Consider the following 20,913-nt stretch of genomic DNA (forward strand, 5'->3'; position numbering starts at 1 on the left):
GGGCCGCACGCCCGATCGGGACTGCCGGGGCGCGCGTCAGGCCCCGGCCCGGCCGGTGAGCCGTGCGCAGCCCGCAACCGCGGGCGCCGCGCCGCCCGGCCGATTCTTCGAAGGAGACTATCGTGCTGATCTGGAAAACCGCGTTGTCGCTCAACTGGCGGACGAGCCTCGTGTCGCCGGCCAGCGCACCGGTCGCGGCGGCGAACGTCGGACGGCTGGTGCTGACCGGCGCAACCGGCTTCATCGGCAGTACCGTCCTGACGGCGCTCGTCAATGCGGGGCTGCTCGACCGCATCGTCTGCGTCGTGCGCGCGCAGGATCGCGGCCATGCCGTCGCACGGCTGCGCGAAGCGGCGCTGCGCGCGGGGCTGGCGCCGTATTGGGCGTCGCGCCTGACCGACGCGAACGTGATCGTCGGTGCGCTCGGCGACGTGTGGCAGGGCGCCGACGCACCGCGCCTCGCCGCCGCGACGCACGTGATTCACTGCGCAGGCCACGCGTCGCCGGCCGACGGCGCGCACCTGCGGGCCGACATCGCCGACGCGGTGCGCTTCGCCGAGCGTTTTGCACGGGCGCCGCGCCTGCTGCGCTTCGTCTACGTCGGCACGGCCTACGCGCATGCGGGCCGTGGCGGGATCGTGCAGGAAGAGGCGGCGGGCGACGCGGCGAACGACGTCGCGCGCGACGAAGAAGGCCTGCCGGGCGCGGTGCTCGCCGCGGACTACCTGCACGCGAAGGCGGAGACCGAGCAGCGCCTGCGTGCGCTCGGGCTGCCGCTCGTCGTGGTGCGGCCGTCGCATGTGGTCGGCCACACGGTGCTCGGTACGCGGCCCGCGCCGAATTCGTTCTGGATGTTCCGGCTGGCGCATGCCGCACGCCGCTTCACCGCGCGACCGATGACGCGCATCGATATCGTGTCGGTCGACGACGTGGCGCGCGCGACGATGCTGCTGGCCGTCAAGCCGACGCTCGCACACGACCTGTATCACGTGTCGGCCGGCGACGAGGCGCCGCAGGTCGCGCAGATCGTGCGTGCGATGGACGAGGCGGCGGGGATGACCGGCGCACCGCGCTACGCGGCGTGTGCGCCGGCCGAATTGCCGCTCGTGGTGCGCGACGTGCTCGGGCGAACCGATCCGGCACTCGAGCGCGTAATCGGCCGGGCGTTGCAGCGCTGCGGGGAATTCGCGACGGTCGATCGCGTGTTCGACAACCGTCGCGTGCGCGACGAAATCGATTTCGAGCCGCTGCCGTTCATCGATTACGTCGAGGAATGCATGCGCACGTCGCGCGGCGTGGCCGTGACCGAGCTGATGCGCGGCGCAGTGCATTGACCGCCCGCGCCGCACCGGCCCCCGTTCCCGCGGCTGGCGGGAACGGGGGCCGTCATCACGTGTTGCCGCCGAGCTCGATGAGCCGGTCGAGCGCGCGATAGATGTCTTCGAGGCCGTCCTCGCCGAACCGCGATTCGAGCTGCCGGTACTGCTCGTCGATCCGCGGGCCGATTTCCGTGACCAGTTTCCTGCTTTGCGGCGTCAGGCTCACCAGCAGCCGGCGCTGATCTTCCTGCGCGCGCGTGCGCGTGATCAGGCCGTCGCGCTCCATCCGTTCCAGCACGCCCGTGAGGCTCGGGCTCAGGATGCAGCAGCGCCGCGCGATCTGTCCCGCTTCGAGCGCTTGCGCCGGTTCGCCGTCGAGCACGCGGATGATCCGCCATTGCTGTTCGGTCAGCGCGAATTCCTTGAGAATGGGGCGGAACAGACCCATCAGCGTTTCGCGGGCCTCGAGCAGCAGCATGGCCAGGTTGCGATGGTCGAGCGTACGGTTCATCGGGGTGAGCAGTGGACGGGGACGCATCAATCTTAACAGCCGAAAGGCGTGAATTTCGCGTATCAGGGTAATCGAGGTTGCCAGCGTTCGATTATTTACTTAAGATGTTAAGTATTTACGATGCGCCGCGACGCGCGGCAGGGGAATGACGCATGGAGCTGTCTTGCATGACCGCCGCGGCGCCGCCGTTGCCGGTCGCCATCGGTACCGTCTACGGTGCGCTGCTCAACGAGCGTGCGGCGCTCGACGCGCTCGGCGATGCCGTGAACGCACCGCCTTATGGCCGCCCGCCGCAGGCGCCGATCCTGTACATCAAGCCCGCCAACACGCATGCGGCCGACGGCGCGACCGTCGTCGTGCCGGCCGGCGTCGACTCCCTGGAGATCGGCGCGTCGGTGGCCGTCGTGTTCGCCCGGCGCGCGACGCGCGTGCCGGCCGCGCTGGCGCTCGACTACCTTCACGGCTTCACGCTCGCCAGCGACGTGTCGGTCCCCCATCCCGACTACTACCGTCCGGCCGTGCGCTTCAAGTGCCGCGACGGGTTCTGCCCGATGGGCCCGGTCATCGTGCCGGCCGCCGCGCTTGGCGATGTCGACACGATCGGCCTGACCGTGCGGATCGATGGCGAGGTGGCCGTGTCCGCCTCGACGGCCACGCTGATCCGCTCCGTGCGCGAACTGATCGCCGACGTGACGGCCTTCATGTCGTTCGACGCGGGCGATGTCTTGCTGCTCGGCGTCGCGGGCGGCGCACCGCGCGCCCGCGCGGGCAGCACGATCGAGATCGCCGCCGCCGGCATCGGCACGTTGCGGCACACGCTGATCGCGGAGGAAACACGATGAAGACGGCACGCGTGATCTACAACGGTGCAGTGCATGCGGCCGAACCGGCCGGCGACGGCGCGATCCGTCTCGATACGGGGCGGGTCGTTGCCGAGGACGCGGTTGCGTGGCTGCCGCCCGTCGCGCCGCGCACCACGTTCGCGCTCGGCCTCAACTACGCCGACCATGCGAAGGAGCTCGCGTTCAAGGCGCCGAGCGAACCGCTGATCTTCCTGAAGGGGCCGAACACGTTCATCGGCCACCGGTCGCGCACCGTGCGCCCGGCGGACGCCACCCACATGCATTACGAGTGCGAGCTGGCCGTCGTGATCGGCCGGCCCGCGCGCAACGTGAGCCGCGCGCAGGCGCTCGACTACGTGGCCGGATATACGGTCGCGAACGACTACGCGATCCGCGACTATCTCGAGAACTACTACCGTCCGAACCTGCGCGTGAAGAACCGCGACACCTGCACGCCGCTCGGGCCGTGGTTCGTCAGCCGCGACGAGATCGGCGATGCGGGCGACCTGACGCTGCGCACGACGGTGAACGGCCGGGAGACGCAGCGCGGCAGCACGCGCGACATGATCTTCGACGTGCCCGCGTTGATCGAGTACATCAGCGGCTTCATGACGCTCTCGCCGGGCGACCTGATCCTGACCGGTACGCCCGAGGGGCTGGCGGACACGAAGCCGGGCGACGAGGTCGTGACCGAGATCGAAGGGATCGGCCGGCTCGTGAACACGATCGTCGGCGAAGCAGACTACTATCGCGCGGGCTGAGCCCGTCGCCCAAGGAGAGAGCATGACCATCAAGCACTGGATCGACGGCCGCGAAGTCGAGAGCCGCGAGACGTTCACGACGCTGAATCCCGCGACGGGGGAAGTCATCACCGACGTCGCATCGGGCGGCGAGGCCGAAGTCGACGCGGCCGTGCGCGCCGCGAAGGACGCCTTCCCGAAATGGGCGAACACGCCCGCCAAGGAGCGCGCGAAGCTGATGCGCAAGCTCGGCGAGCTGATCGAAAAGAACGTGCCGATGCTCGCGGCGCTGGAGACGCAGGACACCGGCCTGCCGATCGCACAGACGAGCAAGCAGCTGATTCCGCGCGCGTCCGAGAATTTCAACTTCTTCGCGGAAGTGTGCGTGCAGATGAACGGCCGCACCTATCCGGTCGACGACCAGATGCTGAACTACACGCTGTACCAGCCGGTCGGCGTGTGCGCGCTGGTGTCGCCGTGGAACGTGCCGTTCATGACCGCGACGTGGAAGACGGCGCCGTGCCTCGCGCTCGGCAACACGGCCGTGCTGAAGATGTCGGAGCTGTCGCCGCTGACGGCCGACCAGCTCGGCCGCCTCGCGCTCGAAGCCGGCATCCCGCCGGGCGTGCTCAACGTCGTGCAGGGTTACGGCGCGACAGCAGGCGACGCGCTGGTACGCCATCCGGACGTGCGTGCGGTGTCGTTCACCGGCGGTACGGTGACCGGCAAGCGGATCATGGAGCGTGCGGGCCTGAAGAAGTATTCGATGGAACTCGGCGGCAAGTCGCCGGTGCTGATCTTCGACGACGCCGATTTCGACCGCGCGCTCGACGCGTCGCTGTTCACGATCTTCTCGATCAACGGCGAACGCTGCACGGCCGGCTCGCGGATCTTCGTGCAGCGCACGATCTACGACCGCTTCGTGCAGGAATTCGCGCGCCGCGCGAACAACCTGGTGGTCGGCGATCCGTCCGATCCGGCCACGAACCTCGGCGCGATGATCACGCGCCAGCACTGGGAAAAGGTGACGGGCTATATCCGCATCGGCGAGCAGGAAGGCGCGCGTGTGGTTGCGGGCGGCGCCGACAAGCCGGCGGGCTTGCCCGACCACCTGCGCAACGGCAACTTCGTGCGGCCGACCGTGCTGGCCGACGTCGACAACCGGATGCGCGTCGCACAGGAAGAAATCTTCGGGCCGGTCGCGTGCCTGATTCCGTTCGAGGACGAGGAAGAAGGGCTGCGGCTCGCGAACGACACGTCGTACGGCCTTGCGTCGTACATCTGGACGCAGGATGTCGGCAAGGTGCATCGCCTCGCGCGCGGCATCGAGGCCGGGATGGTGTTCGTGAACAGCCAGAACGTACGCGACCTGCGCCAGCCGTTCGGCGGCGTGAAGGAGTCGGGCACCGGGCGCGAGGGCGGCGAATACAGCTTCGAGGTGTTCGCGGAGATCAAGAACGTGTGCATCTCGATGGGTTCGCACCACATTCCGCGCTGGGGCGTGTGACGGGCGCGGGACGTCTGCAGCACGAAAGAACCAAACGGAGACTTGAACGATGGGCAAACTGTCCCTCGCCGCGAAAATCACGCACGTGCCGTCGATGTACCTGTCGGAATTGCCCGGCAGGCATCACGGCTGCCGCGAGGCGGCGATCCGCGGCCATCAACTGATCGGCGAGCGCTGCCGCGCGCTCGGCGTCGACACGATCGTCGTGTCGGACGTGCACTGGCTCGTCAACGCCGGTTATCACGTGAACTGCAATGCGCGATTCGCGGGCACGTACACGAGCAACGAGCTGCCGCATTTCATCCGCGACATGGAGTATGCGTATCCGGGCAACCCGGCGCTCGGCCGGCTGATCGCCGAGACGGCCAGTGCGCGCGGCGTCGCGACGCGCGCACACGAGATCGATAGCCTCGAACTCGAATACGGCACGCTCGTGCCGATGCGCTACATGAACGCCGACCAGCACTTCAAGGTCGTGTCGATCGCCGGCTGGTGCATGTGGCATCAGCTCGACGAAAGCCGGCGCTTCGGCGAGGCGCTGCTCGAGGCGATCGAGAAAAGCGATTCGAACGTCGCATTCCTCGCGAGCGGCTCGCTGTCGCACCGTTTCAACGACAACGGCAGCCCCGAGGAATCGATCCACCAGATCAGCCGCGAATTCTTCCGGCAGGTCGACCTGCGCGTGGTCGAGCTGTGGAAGCAGGGCGATTTCAAGACCTTCTGCGCGATGCTGCCCGAGTACAACATGCATTGCCACGGCGAAGGCGGGATGCACGACACGGCGATGCTGCTCGGCCTGCTCGGCTGGGATCGCTACGATAAGCCCGTCGAGATCGTCACCGACTATTTCGCGAGTTCGGGTACCGGGCAGATCAATGCGATCTTTCCGGTGGCCTGAGCACCGCGCCACGCACTCGACTGGAGACCCGCCATGCCACATATCGTCGTCGAATACACCGCGAACATCCGCGACGACGCATGCATTCCCGCGCTGCTGCGCACGATCAACGCCACGCTGATCGCGCAGGGCGGCGTGTTCCCGACGGGCGGCATCCGCTCGCGCGCGATCGAACTGCAGGACTACTGCGTAGCCGACGGCACGGAAGACGATGCGTTCGTGCACGTGACGCTGAAGATCGGCTCAGGCCGCAGCGACGCGCAGAAAAAGGCCGCGTGCGACGCGCTGTTCGACGCGATCAAGGCGCATTTCGCGGAACTGTACGCGAAACGGTACCTCGCGCTGTCGATGGAACTGACCGAGTTCAGCGAAAGCGGCTCGTACAAGCACAACAACATCCACGCCCGCTACAAGCGGGCCGGCTGAACCCCATTCCCGATCCGACCATGCTCGAAACCGCCCTCATCGACCAGCTCGCGCAGCGTCTGCACGACGCCGAGCGCGAGCGCAAGCAGATCCGCCAGATCTCGCTCGACCATCCCGACATCACGATCGACGACGCGTATGCGATCCAGCGCGCGTGGGTCGCCCTCAAGCTCGCGGAAGGACGCACGCTGAAGGGCCACAAGATCGGCCTCACGTCGAAGGCGATGCAGAACACGTCGCAGATCGACGAGCCCGACTACGGCGCGCTGCTCGACGACATGTTCTTTGCCGACGGCGGCACGATCCCCACCGGGCGCTTCATCGTGCCGCGCGTCGAGGTCGAACTCGCGTTCGTGCTCGGCAAGCGGCTCACCGGCCCGGACTGCACGATCTTCGACGTGTACGACGCAGTCGACTACGTGGTGCCCGCGCTCGAGATCATCGATGCGCGCAGCCAGTCGATCGACCCCGATACGAAACGGCCGCGCAAGGTATTCGACACGATCGCCGACAACGCGGCGAACGCGGGCGTGGTGATCGGCGGGCGGCCCGTGAAGCCGCAGGACGTCGACCTGCGGTGGGTCGCAGCGATCATGTCGCGTAACGGCGTGGTCGAGGAAACGGGCGTCGCGGCCGGCGTGCTGAACCATCCGGCGAACGGTGTCGCGTGGCTCGCGAACCGGCTGGCCCGCTTCGACGTCGCGCTGGAGCCGGGGCAGATCGTGCTCGGCGGTTCGTTCACGCGGCCGTGCGCGGCGCGGCCGGGCGACACGTTCAGCGTGGACTACGGTCCGCTCGGGACGATCCAGTGCTACTTCGAGTGAGGTGAGCGAACGATGCAGATTCCGACGAATGTCTTCAAGGCCGCGCTCGCGCGCGGCGACGCGCAGGTCGGGCTGTGGCTCGGGCTCGCCAATCCGTACAGCGCGGAAGTGGTCGCGGGCGCCGGTTTCGACTGGCTGCTGATCGACGGCGAGCATGCGCCGAATACGGTGCCGACGATTCTTGCGCAGTTGCAGGCGATCGCGCCGTATCCGTCGCATCCGGTCGTGCGCGTACCGTGGAACGATCCGGTGATCGTCAAGCAGGTGCTCGATCTCGGCGCGCAGACGTTGCTCGTGCCGATGGTGCAGAGCGCGGACGAGGCGCGTGCGGCGGTGGCCGCGACACGCTATCCGCCGCACGGGATTCGCGGCGTGGGCAGCGCGCTGGCGCGTGCGTCGCGGTGGAATCGCGTCGGCGATTACCTGCATCGCGCGAACGACGAGATGGCCGTGCTCGTGCAGGTCGAGACACGCGCGGGGCTCGACGCGATCGATGCGATAACGCGGGTCGAGGGCGTGGATGGCGTGTTCATCGGGCCGGCGGATCTCGCGGCCGATCTCGGGCATCTCGGCCATCCGGGGCACCCGGACGTTCAGGCCGCGATCGATGGCGCGATCCGGGCGATCAAGGTGGCCGGCAAGGCGCCGGGCATTCTCAGCGCGGATGAGGCGGCCGCGCGGCGTTATCTGGAAGCGGGAGCGCTGTTCGTCGCGGTCGGGGTCGATACGACGCTGCTGGCGAGGAGTGCGGAGCGGTTGGTGGGGCAGTTCAAGGGGAAAGGGGGTGAGGCGGTGAAGAAGGGGGACGGGACGTATTGAACCGGTCTCCGACGGCACTGTAGAGGGCGCTATGCGTCGCTGTGCCGCCCCGCCTCCATATACTTCCCCGGCGTCGTCCCCAACGCCCGCCTGAACATGTCGATGAACGCGCTCACGTTGTCGTACCCGAGATCGAGAGCGATCGTCGTTACGGGCACGCCGTCGGCGATTTTCTCCAGCGCCCGCAGCAGCCTGGCCTGCTGACGCCACTGCGCGAACGTCAGCCCCGTCTCGGCCACGAAGCGGCGGCTCATCGTCCGCGCGCTGATTCCCGCCCATTCGGCCCATTCCTCCAGCCGCCGGTTGTCCGCGAGATCCGCGGCAAGCGCATCGGTGATCCTCGTCAGCCGCGGATCCCGCGGCCGCGCCAGCCCCAGCGCCTCGACTTCCGACGACGCGATTTCATCGAGGATCACGTCGGCGATCCGGGTTCGAGCGGCATCCAGCTCCGAACCCTCCCAACTCGCCGCGCGCTGCACGGCTTCGCGCAGCAACGGCGTCGTGCGGATCGCGCGCGGCGTATCCGGCAGCGCCGCGCAGCGCGCTTCGGCGATGAACGCCGACCAGCCGGAAATCGGCCCGAACGAATGCAACGAATGGCGGCAATGCGGTGGAATCCAGATCGCATGGATCGCCGGCACGACCCAGTCCTGGTCGTCGAGGCCGATCGTCAGCAACCCGCTCAGCGCGCCGACGAGCTGGCCGCGCGCATGCGAATGAGGTGGCGTCACGCGCGGGTCGCGTTGCGACAGCACTGCGGCGACGACGAACGGGCCGTCGTCGGACGTGACGAAGCGGGCGGGGAGGAGCGGATCGGACATGGCCGGATATCGGTATCGAATGGCCGTTATACCGGAGATCGGCCGAATTTGCACGCCTACACTGCGTCCATCGATAACAACCGGAGTACGACACGATGCGAGCCGAACAGATGCTTCCCGACCATGCCAACCAAGTCGATGCCGGCGGAACGACGATCCGCAAGGGGACCGTTGGCGCGTTCCTGGTCAACGCGCGGGTGCTGACCGACCCGAACGCTACGCCCGCCGACCGGGCGCGCGCCGAAGCCGACACGATCGACGCGTTGCCCGCGCTGCGGGCACTCGGCCTGTTCGACGTGCTGGAAGTACGCGATCCCGCGCTGCGCGCGTGGCTCGACGCACGCTGATGCGCACCTGGGCCGTCGATCGAGATCCCCGATTCAAGGAGTCGTCATGAAAGCAGCAGTCGTGACGGGCGCCGGCGTGCGCCCCGTTCATATGGAGTTCGATGCGCCGCACGCGATGCCGGGCCACAGCCTGATCGACGTGACGGCGTCCGCGCTGAGCCGGATCGCGCAGGGGCGCGCGGCCGGCACGCATTACTCGTCGGACGGGCGTTATCCGTTCGTCGTTGGCGTCGACGGGGTTGGCCGTCGTCTCGACGACGGGCAGCGCGTCTACTTCTTCGGCGCGCCCGCACCGTTCGGTGCGATGGCCGAACGCACGATCGCGCCCGATACGCGGTGCGTGCCGCTGCCGGATACGCTCGACGACGTCACGGCGGCCGCGATCGCGATTCCCGGGATGTCGTCGTGGGCGGCGCTGACCGAACGCGCGCGGCTCGTCGCGGGCGAGACGGTACTCGTCAACGGTGCGACAGGTACGTCGGGGCGGCTGGCAGTGCGGATCGCGAAGCATCTCGGCGCCGCGAAGGTGATCGCGACGGGCCGCAACGCGGCCGCGCTGCAGGCGTTGCTGAATGCCGGCGCGGATGCCGTCGTGTCGTTGCAGCAGGACGACGCGCATCTGGCGCGTGCGCTCGAACCGCACTTCCGCGCGGGTGTGGACGTCGTGCTCGACTATCTGTGGGGCGCCAGCGCGCAGACGCTGCTGGTGGCCGCCGCGAAGGCGACCCCCGAGGGCCGCCGGCTGCGTTTCGTGCAGATCGGCTCGATCGGCGGCGCGGACGTGCTGCTGCCGGGGGCGGTGCTGCGGGCGACCGCGATCGAACTGATGGGTAGCGGCATCGGCAGCGTGTCGCTGCCGCGTTTGCTGGCGTCGGTGCGCGGTGTGTTCGACGCGGCCGGACCGGCGGGGCTGACGATCGACACGCGCACGGTGCCGCTATCGGCGGTTGGCGAGCACTGGAGCGATACGAGCAGCCTCGTTCGCCTGGTGTTCACGATGCGCGGCGAATGACCGGCAAGGGCCACGGATGAGGGCGCGGCCGTCGTGTGCGGGAAGCTGGCCGATCGCCCGTTGTCACGCTGATGCGCGCGGCGGATGCGATGCAGGGCGGCACGCGCGCGATGAACCGCACAAGACGGGCGGCGCGATTCGAAGACCGCTCGCCGCCCGTATCGTCAAACTCAGAACCGCTGCTGAATCCCCGCCGTGACGCCGACCTGCGTGGTGCCGTAGCCCACGAAATCGCGCGACACGCCGACCTTCTGGTCGTGCTTCGCGATCGCGAACGCGCCGGCCGCGTACAGCACGGTGCGCTTCGACAACGCGTAGTTCGCGCGCAACGACACGAGCGTCGGGTCGGCATCGCTGCCGCCCTTGATGTTCTGGTGATAGACGGCCGCGATCAGCGAGAACGCCGGCGTGAACTGGTACGCGCCGCCGAGCCAGTACGTGTCGCTCAACTGGTTCGCCGCCGTGGTGCGGAACGTGCGCTTGTAGTTGCGATAGCCGGCCATCGTCTTCAGGTTGCCGAAGTCGTAGCTCAGGCCCGCGTGGATGCCCTGGATGTAGTTGACGGTATCGGCCGGCGTGACGCTGTCGGCCGCGCCGTTCTGCCGGTCGAACGTGACCACCGCCGCGAACGGGCCTTTCTCGTAGCCGACCGCGAAATCGTATTTGGAGCTGGTCTTCACGCTGCCCGGCACATTGCCGAAGCCGTACAGCGCGCCGAACTTGAACCCGCTGAACTCGCCGTCGTAGCGCACCGCGTTCGACGAGCGCGTGAACATGCCGTCCTTGCGGCCGCCCGTCGCCATCGACGCCGAGGCCCACGAGTAGTTCTGCGCGTAACCCATCGGGTCGAACGGCAGCATGTAGTCGTAGGTGACGGTGTAGTTGCGGCCGAGCGTCAGTTCGCCCCATTTGCTTTTCAGGCCGACCGTCGCGCGGCGCGCGAAGATCGAATCGGGGCCGTCGTCGAGCGCGCCGTTCGCGAGGTCGATCCCGCTTTCGAGGCGGAACACGGCCTTCAGCCCGCCGCCGAGATCCTCGACGCCGCGCAGGCCCCAGCGCGACGTGTTCTTGTTGCCCGACTTCAGCTTGACCGCGCTGCCGCCCTCCGGCGCCGCGTGGTTCGTGTATTCGATGCCGGCATCCATGATCCCGTACATCGTGACCGACGACTGCGCGTGCGCGGCGGGTGCGGCGATGCAGGCCGCGGCGGCCGATCCCGTGAGGACTACTGTGCGAATCGAACGTTCTGAGCGTGACTTCATTGACGGTGTCTCCTTGGTTCTTGTGGGTTGGGGTGAAACGGATGCGGCGCGCAGTAGCCCACGACAGACGCCGGAAGACGTCCGCCGGAAGGCATGTCATCGCATGACGAGATGTGCGCGGTGTGCGTGCGCGACGGCGAGCGTGCCGCCGCGCGCGGGTCAGCCCGCTTTCGCGAACGCCCAGCAGTCGTTGGTCGGGAATTCGATCCAGTGCTTGCCCGCGGCGCGCGGCACGTGGCCGAATGCGCGAAGGCGCATCTCGCCGCAATGGAACAGGTATTCCCAGCGATCGCCGAGATACATCGACGTGACGAGGTCGGCCTGCAGCCGGTTCGCGCCCGGGCCGTCGGCGACCTGCACGCGTTCGAGGCGGATCACGGCCTGCGCGTCCTGGCCCGGTGCGAACGTGTCGCGGGCGAGGGCCTGCAGCTCCCAGCCGTCGCCGGCGAGCGTCACGCGTTCGCCGTCGACGGCCGCGACGCGCGCGTCGATCCGGTTGTTGCTGCCCATGAACTCGGCCGTATACAGCGAGCGCGGCGCGCCGTACAGCTCGGCCGGCGTGCCTTCCTGCTCGATGCGGCCGTTGCGCAGCAGCAGGATGCGGTCGGACATCGCCATCGCCTCGGTCTGGTCGTGCGTCACGCACAGGGCCGACAGCCCGAGCGACACGATCAGCTCGCGCAGCCACGCGCGCGCTTCCTCGCGCAGCTTCGCGTCGAGGTTCGACAGCGGCTCGTCGAGGAGGATCACCGGCGGGTTGTAGACGAGCGCGCGCGCGATCGCGACGCGCTGCTGCTGGCCGCCCGACAGCTGATGCGGGAAGCGTTCCGCGAGATGGCCGAGGCCGAGCTGGTCGAGCGCGGTCTGCACGCGGCGCTTCTGTTCGGCCGGCGCGACGCGGCGCAGCTTCAGCCCGTAGCCGACGTTGTCGGCGACGGTGCGGTGCGGCCACAGCGCGTACGACTGGAACACGAGGCCGAGCGAGCGCTGTTCGACGGGCAGGTCGACGCGCTGCGCGCCGTCGAAGAACACGCGCTCGTCGAGCTGGATGCGGCCGTCGGACGGCTGTTCGAGGCCCGCGACCGCGCGCAGCAGCGTGGTCTTGCCGCTGCCCGACGCGCCGAGCAGGCACACGACTTCGCCGGCCTTCAGTTCGAACGACACGCCCTTGAGGATCGGATTGGCGCCGTAGCTGAGATGCAGGTCGTCGACGATGAGCTTATCCATGAAGTTTCACTCCGAAGCGCAGGGCCACGCCGAGACCGGCGCCGACCATCGCGATGTTGATGACAGAAAGCGCGGCGACCTGGTCGACGGCGCCGGTCGCCCACAGCGACACGAGCAGCGCGCCGATCACTTCGGTGCCGGGCGACAGCAGGTAGACGGCCGTCGAGTATTCGCGCTCGAAGATCATGAAGATCAGCAGCCACGCGGCGAGCAGGCCGAAGCGCACGAGCGGCAGCGTCACGTCGAGCGACACGCGGCTGCGGGTCGCGCCGACGCTGCGGCCGGCTTCCTCGAGTTCCGGGCCGACCTGCAGCAGCGCGCTCTGGATGAGCCGCATCCCGTACGCCAGCCACACGACCGTGTACGCGATCCAGATGCTCCACATCGAGTTCTTCAGCTCGCGCAGGCCGGGCACGAACAGGAAGATCCACAGGAACGCGAGACCGGCGAGCAGGCCGGGCACCGCGCGCGGCAGCAGCACGAGGTAGTCGAGCAGCTTGGTCGCCCAGTCGGGGCGGCGGTGGCCGGCGAACGCGACGAGCGAGTAGAAGCCGATCGCGAGCGCGCCGCCGATCACGCCGATGCCGAGCGTGTTGACGATCGCGCGCACGAGGTTGTCCTGCTCGAACAGCTCGATGAAGTTCGACAGCGTCAGTACCTCGGCGAGCGCGACGCCTTCGCCCCAGTTGGTCACGAACGCGCGCAGCACGATGCCCGAGATCGGGACGATCACGGTCAGCATCAGCCACAGCACGACGATCGCGAGCGCAACCCAGCGCCACACGCCGAGCGGCAGCACCGTCGTACGGCCGGCCTTGCCCTTCACGGTGACGAAGCGGTTCGCCGTCTTCAGCAGCCGGCGCTGCAGCAGCACGAGCGGGAACGTGATCGCGACGATGCACACCGCGACCGCGGCCATCAGGTGATACGACGGCACGCCGAGCTTGTTGGTCAGCTTGTACAGGTAGGTCGCGAGCACGAGGTGGCCTTCCGGGTCGCCGAGCACGAGCGGCAGCCCGAACACCTCGAAGCCGAGGAAGAATACGAGCACGCCGGCGAACAGCAGCGCGGGCATCGTCATCGGCAGGCTCACGTCGAGCGCGACGCGGAACGGGCGGGCACCCGTGACGCGCGCGGCTTCCTCGACGTCCGAGCCGAGGTTGCGCAGCGCGGCCGACGAATACAGGTACACGTGCGGCACGTGCGTGAGGCCGACGATCACCGTGATCGCGAAGATCGAATACACGTTCCAGGGCACGTTCTGCACCCCGAACAGCTCCTTGAACCACACGGAGTAGAAGCCGACCGGGCCGGCCGCGACCACGTAGCCGAACGCGAGCACCATCGGCGACACGAACACGGGCGTGAGCAGCAGCGGTTCGAGCCAGCGGCGGCCGGGCAGGTCGGTGCGCACCATCAGGAACGCGAGGATGCCACCGAGCGGGATCGAGATGAACAGCATCCCGCCGGCGATGATGAACGAGTTCTTCACGGCCGACCAGAAGTCGGGATCGCTGAAGACGAAGCGGAAGCCCTCGATGCCGAGCGTCTTGTTCGCATCGAAGAACGGCGCGGACAGCAGGCTCTGGAACAGGATGAAGCCGAGCGGCAGTGCGACGGCGATGGTGAGTACCGCGACGACGATCCAGCGCAGCATGCCGGCGAGCGGCTGCAGGCTGTTGACCGGCAGCGCGGGAATGGCGTCGCGCGGGCCGGCGGCGGGTGGCGCGGCCGGTGCCGTGCCGCGGGTGCTGGTTGAAAGCATGAGTTCGCCCCTGCGGCCATCCGGATGGCCGCCTCAAGGAAGTCGGTAAGGGGAAGGGGCCGCCCGCGCGACGTGCGGCGGGCGGCCATGGGTCAGCCGGAGCCGATCAGCGGATCAGCTCTTGATCGCCTGCTGCCATTGCTTCAGGAACGCGAGCCGCTTCGACTGGTCCAGGTAGACGAGCAGGCCGGTGCCGATCTGGATCGGCTTCAGCGAATCGCCGAGTTCCTTCGTGAGGCTCGCGGCCGACGTCTCGCCGGTCACGTCCGTGCGGATCGCGTACAGGTTCGCCTGGTTCGCGATCATGGTCTGGCCGCGCTTCGACAGCAGGTAGTCCACCCACAGCCTGGCGGCGTTCGGGTTCTTCGCCTTCTTCGAGATGGTGGCGAGGCGGCTCACGATCTGCGTGTAGTCCTTCGGGAATACGTAGCCGATCGACTTGTCCTTCTTCGCCTTCGCGTACGCATACGAACCGATGATGTTGTAGCCGATCAGGTTCTCGCCCGACGAGATGCGCTCCATCATCGCGCCGGTGCTCGATTGCAGCTTCGGGCCGGTCTTGCCGATGGCCTTCACGAGTTCCCACGTGACCTTCTCGTTCAGGTGCGCGTCCTGCGTCAGCGCGTTGAAGCCGACGCCGGATTTCTCGACGTCGTACGTCGTGAGCTTGCCCTTGAACTTGTCCGGTTGCGACGCGAGCAGCTTGATCAGGTCGGTGCGCGTCTTCGGCACTTCGTTTTCGGGGATCAGGCGCTTGTTGTAAACGATCGCGAGCGGCTCGAACGTCGTGCCGTACGCCTGCTTCTGGTATTGCGCCCATTGCGGCACGTTCGGGCCTTCCGGCGAATCGTACGACGCCATCAGGCCGTCGTTGACGAGCTTGACCTGCAGGTCCATCGCCGAGCTCCACAGCACGTCGGCGCTGGTGCTGCTCGCCGCGTTCTCGCTGATGTAGCGGTTGTACAGCTCGGTGCTGTTCATGTCGTTGTACTCGACCTTCACGCCGTACAGGCTTTCGAAGTCCTTGATCAGCGGGCGCACGAGGCCCGTGTCGGTCGTCGAGTAGACGATCAGCTTGCCTTCCTTCTTCGCGGCGTCGATCACGCCCTGGTAACTCCCCGGATACCCGGCCGGAACCTGCGCGGCGGCGCTGCCGGCGGCAGTGCCCAGAACGACCGCCAGCGCGGCGGCGAGGTGCTTCGGTGCAAACGGCATGTCTTCCTCCAGTTACGTCTAGGTGTTGTTCGAGTGACGCGGATGTTAATTGCGGCGCACTTTCAGCCCGCTTTCATTTCAGTTCACAATCGCGTCGTTCGTGTCATGGATTTCCCGAGGTCGATGCGGCGGCGGCCCGCCGTTTCGCGGCGCGCGGCACGATCCGGCAACGGAGGGAAGCGGGTTGCCGCGGGGCGGGGCAACGACGGCGGGGGCGCCTAGACGGGGTGCGCGAGCAGCTTCGCGAGCAGCCGGCCGCCATGCCGCGCGTGCGCGGCCGTCAGTGCCGAATACCCGACGACGACGCCTGCTTCGCACCGCGCGCTTCGACAGAATCCGCGGACCGGCTGCAACTCGATGCCCGCCGCCCAGGCTTGCGCGACATACGTTGCGTCGTCCATTCCGGGCGGCAGCCACAGCACGAAATGAAAGCCCGCGTGTTCGCCGGACACCGTGTACCGTCCGCCGGCGTGTTTCGCCAACTGGTCGAGCACGATGTCGCGCCGCTGGCGGTAGGCGTGACGCGCCGCGCGCAGGTGTTTCGCAAAATCGCCGTGCGCGATGAAGCGGGCCAGCGCCAGCTGGGGCGCCACGCCGACCGAGCGCGCGGTCGCGTGCCACACGGCCGACAGCGCCGGCCGCAGTGCCGCCGGCACGACCATGAAGCCGATGCGCAGCCCCGAGAACAGCGTCTTGTTGAACGAGCCGCAGTAGATCACGCGATCGCACGCGTCGAGCGATTTCAGCGCGGGCAGCGGGGCGGTCTGGTAGCTGAATTCGCCGTCGTAGTCGTCTTCGACGATCCACGCGTGGTTGCGCTGCGCCCAGTCGAGCAGTTCGAGCCGGCGCGACACCGACATCGTGACGCCGAGCGGCGCCTGGTGGGCGGGCGTCACGTAGGCCGCGCGCGCATCGGGATGCCGGTCCAGCGACGCGGTATCGATGCCTTCCCGATCGACCGGCACGTCGATCACGGTCGCGCCCGCGATCGTGAAGATCTGCCAGGCCGACGCGTAGCCGGGGTCCTCCATCAGCACCGTCGAGCCGGGCGTGAGCAGCGTGCGCGCGACGAGATCGATCGAATGCCGGATGCCGGTCGTGATGAAGATGTCGCCGGCGCTGCACGGGATGCCGCGATATTCGCGCAGGTAGGCGGCGATTTCGTCGCGCAGGCTTTCGACGCCTTGCGCCGGCGTCGCCCCGAGGTCGTTCGCCGTCGCGGCAAGCAGGCTGGCCCCGAGCGCCTTCTTCCATTGCTGCATCGGCAGCAGGCCGGGATCGGCAAGCCGCGCGACGAACGGGACGCCCGGACGCACGCCTTGTTCCGGCTCGGTGGCGTCGGTCGTGCGCGCCGGCGCGGGGCGTGTGTCGACAGGGGGTGCGCCGTTGTCGCGCGACTGCGCGGCCGCGCGCAGGTAGCTCTCCGGTACCACCGCGCATACCCGCGACCCCGACCCTTGCGCGCGGGCGATGTAGCCCTCCGAGCACAGCCGGTCGTATGCCGCCTCGACCGTCCCCCGGGCGACGCTCCAGCGCGCCGCGAGGGTGCGGCTGGACGGCAGCGGGCTGTCGCCGGGGAGCAGGCGTTTCAGGATCGCGTCGCGCAGCGCGTCGGCGATGCATTCCTGCTTCGACTGCGGATTGCCCGTGGACAGCCCCGCAGGGCACGGCAGATCGAGCGGAATCGCGGCTTTGCCTCGCGCCATAGTGGTCCAGTCAGTGTCGAATTTAATGGCCCTTCAGCTTATATCACTTTGACCTTAGATTTCAGTCGACCACATCGATCCGACCGGAGGCGGGCTCACCGCATGAAAACGCGTTCATTACCCCAGTGGGGCTGGCTGTTCCTGTTGATGCTCGTCGTGTGCCTGCCGCGCGTCACGATCGATGCGTACCTGCCGTCGCTGCCCGCGATGGCCGACACGCTGCACGGCACCGACGCCCAGTTGCAGCTCACGCTGACCCTCTACATGGTCGGTTATGCGCTGTCGATGCTGGTGTCGGGGCCGTTGTCCGACCGTTACGGCCGTCGCCCCGTCCTGATCGGCGGCCTGTGTCTCTACGTGGTCGCGAGCGTCGCCTGCGCGTGCTCGACCAGCATCGCGGCGATCGTCGCCGCACGCATCTTCCAGGCATTGGGCGGCTGCTGCGGCACGGTGGTCGGGCGGGTGATCGTGCGCGAGCGCTTCCCGGCCGCGATGCAGGCGACGATGCTGGGCCGGATCTCGGCCGGCATGGCGCTGTCGCCCGTGATTGCGCCGCTGGCCGGCAGCGCGCTGGCCGAGTGGCTAGGATGGCGCGGCGTGTTCGGATCGCTGGCGGCGGGCGGGGTGGTCGCGGCGGCGATGGTGCTGCGCTACCTGCCGGAGACCCGCGAACGCGACGCGCGGCCGGCGCCGGGCGCGGGGCTCGTGCGGACCTACGCGGGCCTGCTGCGCGAGCGCCGTTTCCTGCGCTACTCGCTCGCGATCAGTTTCGCGTACTGCACGTACTACCCGTTCATCGCGGAATCGTCGACGCTGTTCCAGCGGCAGCGAGGCGTATCCGGCCCGGTGTATGCCGCGATCTTCGGCCTGACCGTGCTCGGCTACCTGATCGGCTCGCACGTGTTCGCGCGGACCGGCACGCGCTGGAAGGCCGATTCGGTCATCGCGGCGGCGGCGGGCGTGAATCTGGCCGGCACCGCCGCGTTGTGGATCGGCGGAGCGGTCGCGCCGACGGCGGTGGCGGTGCTCGTCGTCCCGATGTTCGTCGTGATGATCGCCGTCGGGATCGCGATCCCGGCCTGCCAGTTCGCGGTGATGCAGCCGTACACGACGATCGCCGGGACGGCGTCCGGGCTGTTCTTCTTTATCCAGATGGCGATCACGGCCGCGTGCGGCGGCGTGCTGGCGTGGCTGTCGGACGGCACCGCGCGCCCGATGATCGTCGTCACGGCCGGGGCGAGCGTCGCGTTCCTGGCGGTGGTGGTCGGCCTGCGCGAGCGGCGGCGCGCAGGTGAAGGTTCGCGCTTCGCGCCGCGCAGCCGTGCCACCGCCGCCGAGCGCTGAGCGTTCAGAGACGGTCGGCGGGCCGGCCGACGCGCGGGCGCGCCGGCGGCGCAACCGGTGTTTCCGCGAGGCGTCGCGACGGAAAGGATCATGTAATGTAGCGGCCTGTCGCTGACCTTCCCGGAATCCCCATGCGTGTGCTGCTCGTCGAAGACAACCCGAACCTCGCCCAGTCGCTGAACGACGCGCTGAGCGCGGCGCGCTTCGCTGTCGATCACATGGCGGACGGCGAGGCGGCCGACCACGTGCTGCGCACGCAGGACTACGCACTGGTGATCCTCGATCTCGGGCTGCCGAAGCTCGACGGGCTGGAGGTGCTGCGGCGGCTGCGCGCGCGGCGCAATCCGGTGCCGGTGCTGATCCTGACCGCGCACGGGTCGGTCGAGGATCGCGTGAAGGGGCTCGATCTCGGCGCCGACGACTATCTCGCGAAGCCGTTCGAGCTGACCGAACTGGAGGCGCGCGCCCGCGCGCTGATCCGCCGCAGCCTCGGCCACGAGCATTCGCGGGTCGAATGCGGGCCGCTTTCCTACGACAGTATCGACCGCAGCTTCCATCTCGCGGGCGAGCCGCTGTCGCTCACGCCGCGCGAGCGTTCGGTTCTCGAGGTGCTGATCCTGCGCAACGGCCGTGCGATCAACAAGGAAACGCTGTCGGAGAAGATTTTCGGGCTCGACGAGTCGGTCAACGCCGACGCGATCGAGATCTACGTCTACCGGCTGCGCAAGAAGCTCGAGAACACGGGTATCGCGATCGTCACGCTGCGCGGGCTCGGTTATCTGCTGGAGGCGAGGGCGGAGGCGGCGGAATGAGCGCCCCGCCCATCCGCGGCGGTTCGCTGCGCCCCGACATGGCGCCTGGCGTCGGGGCGGCGGCCCGGCGGAACGCATGATGCCCCGCCCGAACCTGCGCACGCAGGTCGCGCTGTGGCTGCTGCTGCCGCTGCTCGGCCTGCTCGCGCTCGACTCGTGGCTCACGTACCAGCGCGCGATGAACGCCGCGCACGTCGCGTTCGACCGCACGCTGTCGTCGTCGCTGAAGTCGATCCGCGAAGGCGTGCGGCTCAATGACGGCGAGATCGAGGTCGACCTGCCGTATCTCGCGCTCGAAATGCTCGAATCGAGCGACGGCGGCAAGATCTACTACCTGATCCGCGAGGACAACGGCCACACGGTCACCGGCTACCCGGACCTGCCGCTGCCGCACGGGCGCGACGCGGGCGACGGTGCGCTGTTCGTCACGCGCTACTACGACGTCGTCTATCGCGGCGAACAGTTGCGGATGGCCGCGCTGCGCATCCCGGTGCACGACGTGCCGACCGCGCAGTCGCGCATCGTGTGGGTGATGGTCGGCGAGACGATCGAGGCGCGCCAGGCGCTCGCGCGCGAGATCCTGGTGGGGTCGCTGCTGCAGGAAGGGCTGCTGGTCGTGCTGGCGCTCGGCATCGTGTGGCTCGGCGTCGGGCGCGGGCTGCGGCCGCTGAACCGGCTGTCGGCGACGGTCGCCGCGCGCAGCGAGGACGACACGACGCCGCTCGATACCGGCGCGATGCCGAGCGAACTTGCGCCGCTCGTCGAGTCGATCAACCAGTACATCGGCCGCACGCAGCGGATGCAGGTCGCGCGGCGCCGCTTCTTCGCGGACGCGGCCCATCAACTGAAGACGCCGCTCGCGGCCGTGCAGGCGGGCGTCGAGCTCGCGCTGCGGCCCGACGAGCAGCCGCGCGCGAACGGGCACCTGCGGCGCGCGAACGGCGCGGTGCGGCAGGCCGCGAAGATCGTCCAGCAACTGCTGTCGCTGTCGCGGCTCGATTCGGACAGCGGCCACGCTGTTGCCCACCAGCCGGTCGCGCTGCACCGGCTCGCGCGCAGCGTGACGCTCGACTGGTCGCCGGTCGCACGCGCGCGCGACATCGATCTCGGCTTCGAGCACGAGGCCGACATCGACGTGCACGGGCAGCCCGACCTGCTCGGCGAGATGATCGGCAACCTGATCGACAACGCGATCCGTTATGCGGGCGATCGCGCGGTGATTACGGTACGCGTGTCGCGCGACGGGGAGCACGCGCGGCTCGACGTGATCGACAACGGGCCGGGCGTGCCGGCGGACGAGCGCGACGCGGTGTTCGAGCGTTTCCATCGCGGCAGCAAGACGCAGACGGTCGAAGGGACGGGGCTCGGGCTGTCGATCGTGCGGGAGATCGCGCGCGTGCATCAGGGCACGGTGACGCTTGCCGATGCGGCCGGCGGGGGGCTGGTCGTGACGATCCGGTTGCCGGCGGCGAACGACGCGGGGGCGCATGCCGCGTGATGGCGAGTCGTGAGTCGC

At 68.6% G+C, this 20,913-nt stretch carries 20 protein-coding genes; 13 read left to right on the top strand and 7 right to left on the bottom strand.

Features of this window, described 5'->3' with window-relative positions:
- The first annotated feature begins 122 nt into the window (after positions 1-122).
- Entirely contained in the window at positions 123-1,334 is a 1,212-nt protein-coding gene (locus ACTJLD_RS11415; RefSeq protein WP_021164053.1) for an SDR family oxidoreductase, read from the top strand.
- 55 nt (positions 1,335-1,389) lie between these two features.
- Here the strand turns inward: ACTJLD_RS11415 and hpaR are convergent, their stop codons facing one another.
- Entirely contained in the window at positions 1,390-1,830 is a 441-nt protein-coding gene (gene hpaR, locus ACTJLD_RS11420) for a homoprotocatechuate degradation operon regulator HpaR (RefSeq protein WP_021164054.1), read from the bottom strand.
- A 152-nt stretch (positions 1,831-1,982) separates the two neighbouring features.
- Here hpaR and ACTJLD_RS11425 point away from each other — a divergent pair, with 152 nt between their 5' ends.
- From ACTJLD_RS11425 to hpaI, 7 genes are read left to right on the top strand one after another with little or no spacing between them, the layout of a single operon-like run.
- On the top strand, positions 1,983-2,672 hold the full coding sequence (locus ACTJLD_RS11425; RefSeq protein WP_060085165.1) for a fumarylacetoacetate hydrolase family protein: 690 nt from the start codon (positions 1,983-1,985) through the stop codon (positions 2,670-2,672).
- Entirely contained in the window at positions 2,669-3,433 is a 765-nt protein-coding gene (locus ACTJLD_RS11430) for a fumarylacetoacetate hydrolase family protein (protein WP_322036299.1), read from the top strand. Before ACTJLD_RS11425 ends, ACTJLD_RS11430 begins: the two co-directional genes overlap by 4 nt.
- Before the next feature lie 22 nt (positions 3,434-3,455).
- Positions 3,456-4,919 (top strand): 5-carboxymethyl-2-hydroxymuconate semialdehyde dehydrogenase, encoded by a 1,464-nt coding sequence (gene hpaE, locus ACTJLD_RS11435; protein WP_027791432.1) that lies wholly within the window; start codon positions 3,456-3,458, stop codon positions 4,917-4,919.
- Positions 4,920-4,968: 49 nt separating this feature from the next.
- The gene (gene hpaD, locus ACTJLD_RS11440; protein WP_334003034.1) at positions 4,969-5,817 is read left to right on the top strand and encodes a 3,4-dihydroxyphenylacetate 2,3-dioxygenase; all 849 of its coding nucleotides are present in this window, start codon (positions 4,969-4,971) and stop codon (positions 5,815-5,817) included.
- Between the two features lie 33 nt (positions 5,818-5,850).
- The gene (locus ACTJLD_RS11445) at positions 5,851-6,243 is read left to right on the top strand and encodes a 5-carboxymethyl-2-hydroxymuconate Delta-isomerase (RefSeq protein WP_440658771.1); all 393 of its coding nucleotides are present in this window, start codon (positions 5,851-5,853) and stop codon (positions 6,241-6,243) included.
- Between the two features lie 20 nt (positions 6,244-6,263).
- A complete protein-coding gene (hpaH, locus tag ACTJLD_RS11450) occupies positions 6,264-7,067 on the top strand; it encodes a 2-oxo-hept-4-ene-1,7-dioate hydratase (RefSeq protein WP_021164056.1) in 804 nt (267 codons plus the stop codon).
- A gap of 12 nt (positions 7,068-7,079) precedes the next feature.
- Positions 7,080-7,886 (top strand): 4-hydroxy-2-oxoheptanedioate aldolase, encoded by an 807-nt coding sequence (gene hpaI, locus ACTJLD_RS11455; protein ID WP_440658773.1) that lies wholly within the window; start codon positions 7,080-7,082, stop codon positions 7,884-7,886.
- Positions 7,887-7,915: 29 nt separating this feature from the next.
- Here the strand turns inward: hpaI and ACTJLD_RS11460 are convergent, their stop codons facing one another.
- A complete protein-coding gene (locus ACTJLD_RS11460) occupies positions 7,916-8,707 on the bottom strand; it encodes an AraC family transcriptional regulator (RefSeq protein WP_226149992.1) in 792 nt (263 codons plus the stop codon).
- A 95-nt stretch (positions 8,708-8,802) separates the two neighbouring features.
- Between ACTJLD_RS11460 and ACTJLD_RS11465 the strand changes: the two genes are divergently transcribed.
- The gene (locus ACTJLD_RS11465; protein WP_027791439.1) at positions 8,803-9,054 is read left to right on the top strand and encodes a hypothetical protein; all 252 of its coding nucleotides are present in this window, start codon (positions 8,803-8,805) and stop codon (positions 9,052-9,054) included.
- A gap of 46 nt (positions 9,055-9,100) precedes the next feature.
- The gene (locus tag ACTJLD_RS11470) at positions 9,101-10,066 is read left to right on the top strand and encodes a quinone oxidoreductase family protein (protein ID WP_440658779.1); all 966 of its coding nucleotides are present in this window, start codon (positions 9,101-9,103) and stop codon (positions 10,064-10,066) included.
- A 170-nt stretch (positions 10,067-10,236) separates the two neighbouring features.
- On the opposite strand, the gene ACTJLD_RS11475 is transcribed toward ACTJLD_RS11470, so the two are convergent.
- From ACTJLD_RS11475 to pdxR, 5 genes are all read right to left on the bottom strand, one after another.
- Positions 10,237-11,328, bottom strand: a complete 1,092-nt coding sequence (locus ACTJLD_RS11475) for a porin (protein ID WP_440658781.1) — start codon at positions 11,326-11,328, stop codon at positions 10,237-10,239.
- A 159-nt stretch (positions 11,329-11,487) separates the two neighbouring features.
- Positions 11,488-12,555, bottom strand: a complete 1,068-nt coding sequence (locus tag ACTJLD_RS11480; RefSeq protein ID WP_027791442.1) for an ABC transporter ATP-binding protein — start codon at positions 12,553-12,555, stop codon at positions 11,488-11,490.
- A complete protein-coding gene (locus tag ACTJLD_RS11485; RefSeq protein ID WP_021164063.1) occupies positions 12,548-14,320 on the bottom strand; it encodes an ABC transporter permease in 1,773 nt (590 codons plus the stop codon). The genes ACTJLD_RS11480 and ACTJLD_RS11485 overlap by 8 nt, the downstream gene beginning before the upstream one ends.
- A 114-nt stretch (positions 14,321-14,434) precedes the next feature.
- Positions 14,435-15,535, bottom strand: a complete 1,101-nt coding sequence (locus ACTJLD_RS11490; protein WP_027791443.1) for an ABC transporter substrate-binding protein — start codon at positions 15,533-15,535, stop codon at positions 14,435-14,437.
- A 218-nt stretch (positions 15,536-15,753) separates the two neighbouring features.
- On the bottom strand, positions 15,754-17,241 hold the full coding sequence (gene pdxR / locus ACTJLD_RS11495; RefSeq protein WP_440658782.1) for a MocR-like pyridoxine biosynthesis transcription factor PdxR: 1,488 nt from the start codon (positions 17,239-17,241) through the stop codon (positions 15,754-15,756).
- Positions 17,242-17,343: 102 nt separating this feature from the next.
- On the opposite strand from pdxR, the gene ACTJLD_RS11500 reads away from it, so the two are divergent.
- The 3 genes from ACTJLD_RS11500 to ACTJLD_RS11510 all read left to right on the top strand — a co-directional run bounded on the left by ACTJLD_RS11500 (position 17,344) and on the right by ACTJLD_RS11510 (position 20,895).
- Positions 17,344-18,585: a multidrug effflux MFS transporter gene (locus ACTJLD_RS11500; RefSeq protein WP_440658784.1), complete on the top strand. Its 1,242-nt coding sequence runs from the start codon at positions 17,344-17,346 to the stop codon at positions 18,583-18,585.
- 131 nt (positions 18,586-18,716) lie between these two features.
- Positions 18,717-19,397, top strand: a complete 681-nt coding sequence (locus ACTJLD_RS11505; RefSeq protein WP_059696281.1) for a response regulator — start codon at positions 18,717-18,719, stop codon at positions 19,395-19,397.
- 79 nt (positions 19,398-19,476) lie between these two features.
- Positions 19,477-20,895, top strand: a complete 1,419-nt coding sequence (locus tag ACTJLD_RS11510) for a sensor histidine kinase (protein ID WP_060315286.1) — start codon at positions 19,477-19,479, stop codon at positions 20,893-20,895.
- The last annotated feature ends 18 nt before the right edge of the window (positions 20,896-20,913 follow it).

The organism is Burkholderia sp. 22088, from assembly GCF_052045915.1.
Classification (GTDB): domain Bacteria; phylum Pseudomonadota; class Gammaproteobacteria; order Burkholderiales; family Burkholderiaceae; genus Burkholderia; species Burkholderia cepacia.

Coding starts and splice junctions, on each gene's coding strand:
- hpaR (WP_021164054.1), bottom strand. CDS start 1,830: ATGAACCGTACGCTCGACCATCGCAACCTGGCCATGCTGCTGCTCGAG.
- ACTJLD_RS11425 (WP_060085165.1), top strand. CDS start 1,983: ATGGAGCTGTCTTGCATGACCGCCGCGGCGCCGCCGTTGCCGGTCGCC.
- ACTJLD_RS11430 (WP_322036299.1), top strand. CDS start 2,669: ATGAAGACGGCACGCGTGATCTACAACGGTGCAGTGCATGCGGCCGAA.
- hpaE (WP_027791432.1), top strand. CDS start 3,456: ATGACCATCAAGCACTGGATCGACGGCCGCGAAGTCGAGAGCCGCGAG.
- hpaD (WP_334003034.1), top strand. CDS start 4,969: ATGGGCAAACTGTCCCTCGCCGCGAAAATCACGCACGTGCCGTCGATG.
- ACTJLD_RS11445 (WP_440658771.1), top strand. CDS start 5,851: ATGCCACATATCGTCGTCGAATACACCGCGAACATCCGCGACGACGCA.
- hpaH (WP_021164056.1), top strand. CDS start 6,264: ATGCTCGAAACCGCCCTCATCGACCAGCTCGCGCAGCGTCTGCACGAC.
- hpaI (WP_440658773.1), top strand. CDS start 7,080: ATGCAGATTCCGACGAATGTCTTCAAGGCCGCGCTCGCGCGCGGCGAC.
- ACTJLD_RS11460 (WP_226149992.1), bottom strand. CDS start 8,707: ATGTCCGATCCGCTCCTCCCCGCCCGCTTCGTCACGTCCGACGACGGC.
- ACTJLD_RS11465 (WP_027791439.1), top strand. CDS start 8,803: ATGCGAGCCGAACAGATGCTTCCCGACCATGCCAACCAAGTCGATGCC.
- ACTJLD_RS11470 (WP_440658779.1), top strand. CDS start 9,101: ATGAAAGCAGCAGTCGTGACGGGCGCCGGCGTGCGCCCCGTTCATATG.
- ACTJLD_RS11475 (WP_440658781.1), bottom strand. CDS start 11,328: ATGAAGTCACGCTCAGAACGTTCGATTCGCACAGTAGTCCTCACGGGA.
- ACTJLD_RS11480 (WP_027791442.1), bottom strand. CDS start 12,555: ATGGATAAGCTCATCGTCGACGACCTGCATCTCAGCTACGGCGCCAAT.
- ACTJLD_RS11485 (WP_021164063.1), bottom strand. CDS start 14,320: ATGCTTTCAACCAGCACCCGCGGCACGGCACCGGCCGCGCCACCCGCC.
- ACTJLD_RS11490 (WP_027791443.1), bottom strand. CDS start 15,535: ATGCCGTTTGCACCGAAGCACCTCGCCGCCGCGCTGGCGGTCGTTCTG.
- pdxR (WP_440658782.1), bottom strand. CDS start 17,241: ATGGCGCGAGGCAAAGCCGCGATTCCGCTCGATCTGCCGTGCCCTGCG.
- ACTJLD_RS11500 (WP_440658784.1), top strand. CDS start 17,344: ATGAAAACGCGTTCATTACCCCAGTGGGGCTGGCTGTTCCTGTTGATG.
- ACTJLD_RS11505 (WP_059696281.1), top strand. CDS start 18,717: ATGCGTGTGCTGCTCGTCGAAGACAACCCGAACCTCGCCCAGTCGCTG.
- ACTJLD_RS11510 (WP_060315286.1), top strand. CDS start 19,477: ATGCCCCGCCCGAACCTGCGCACGCAGGTCGCGCTGTGGCTGCTGCTG.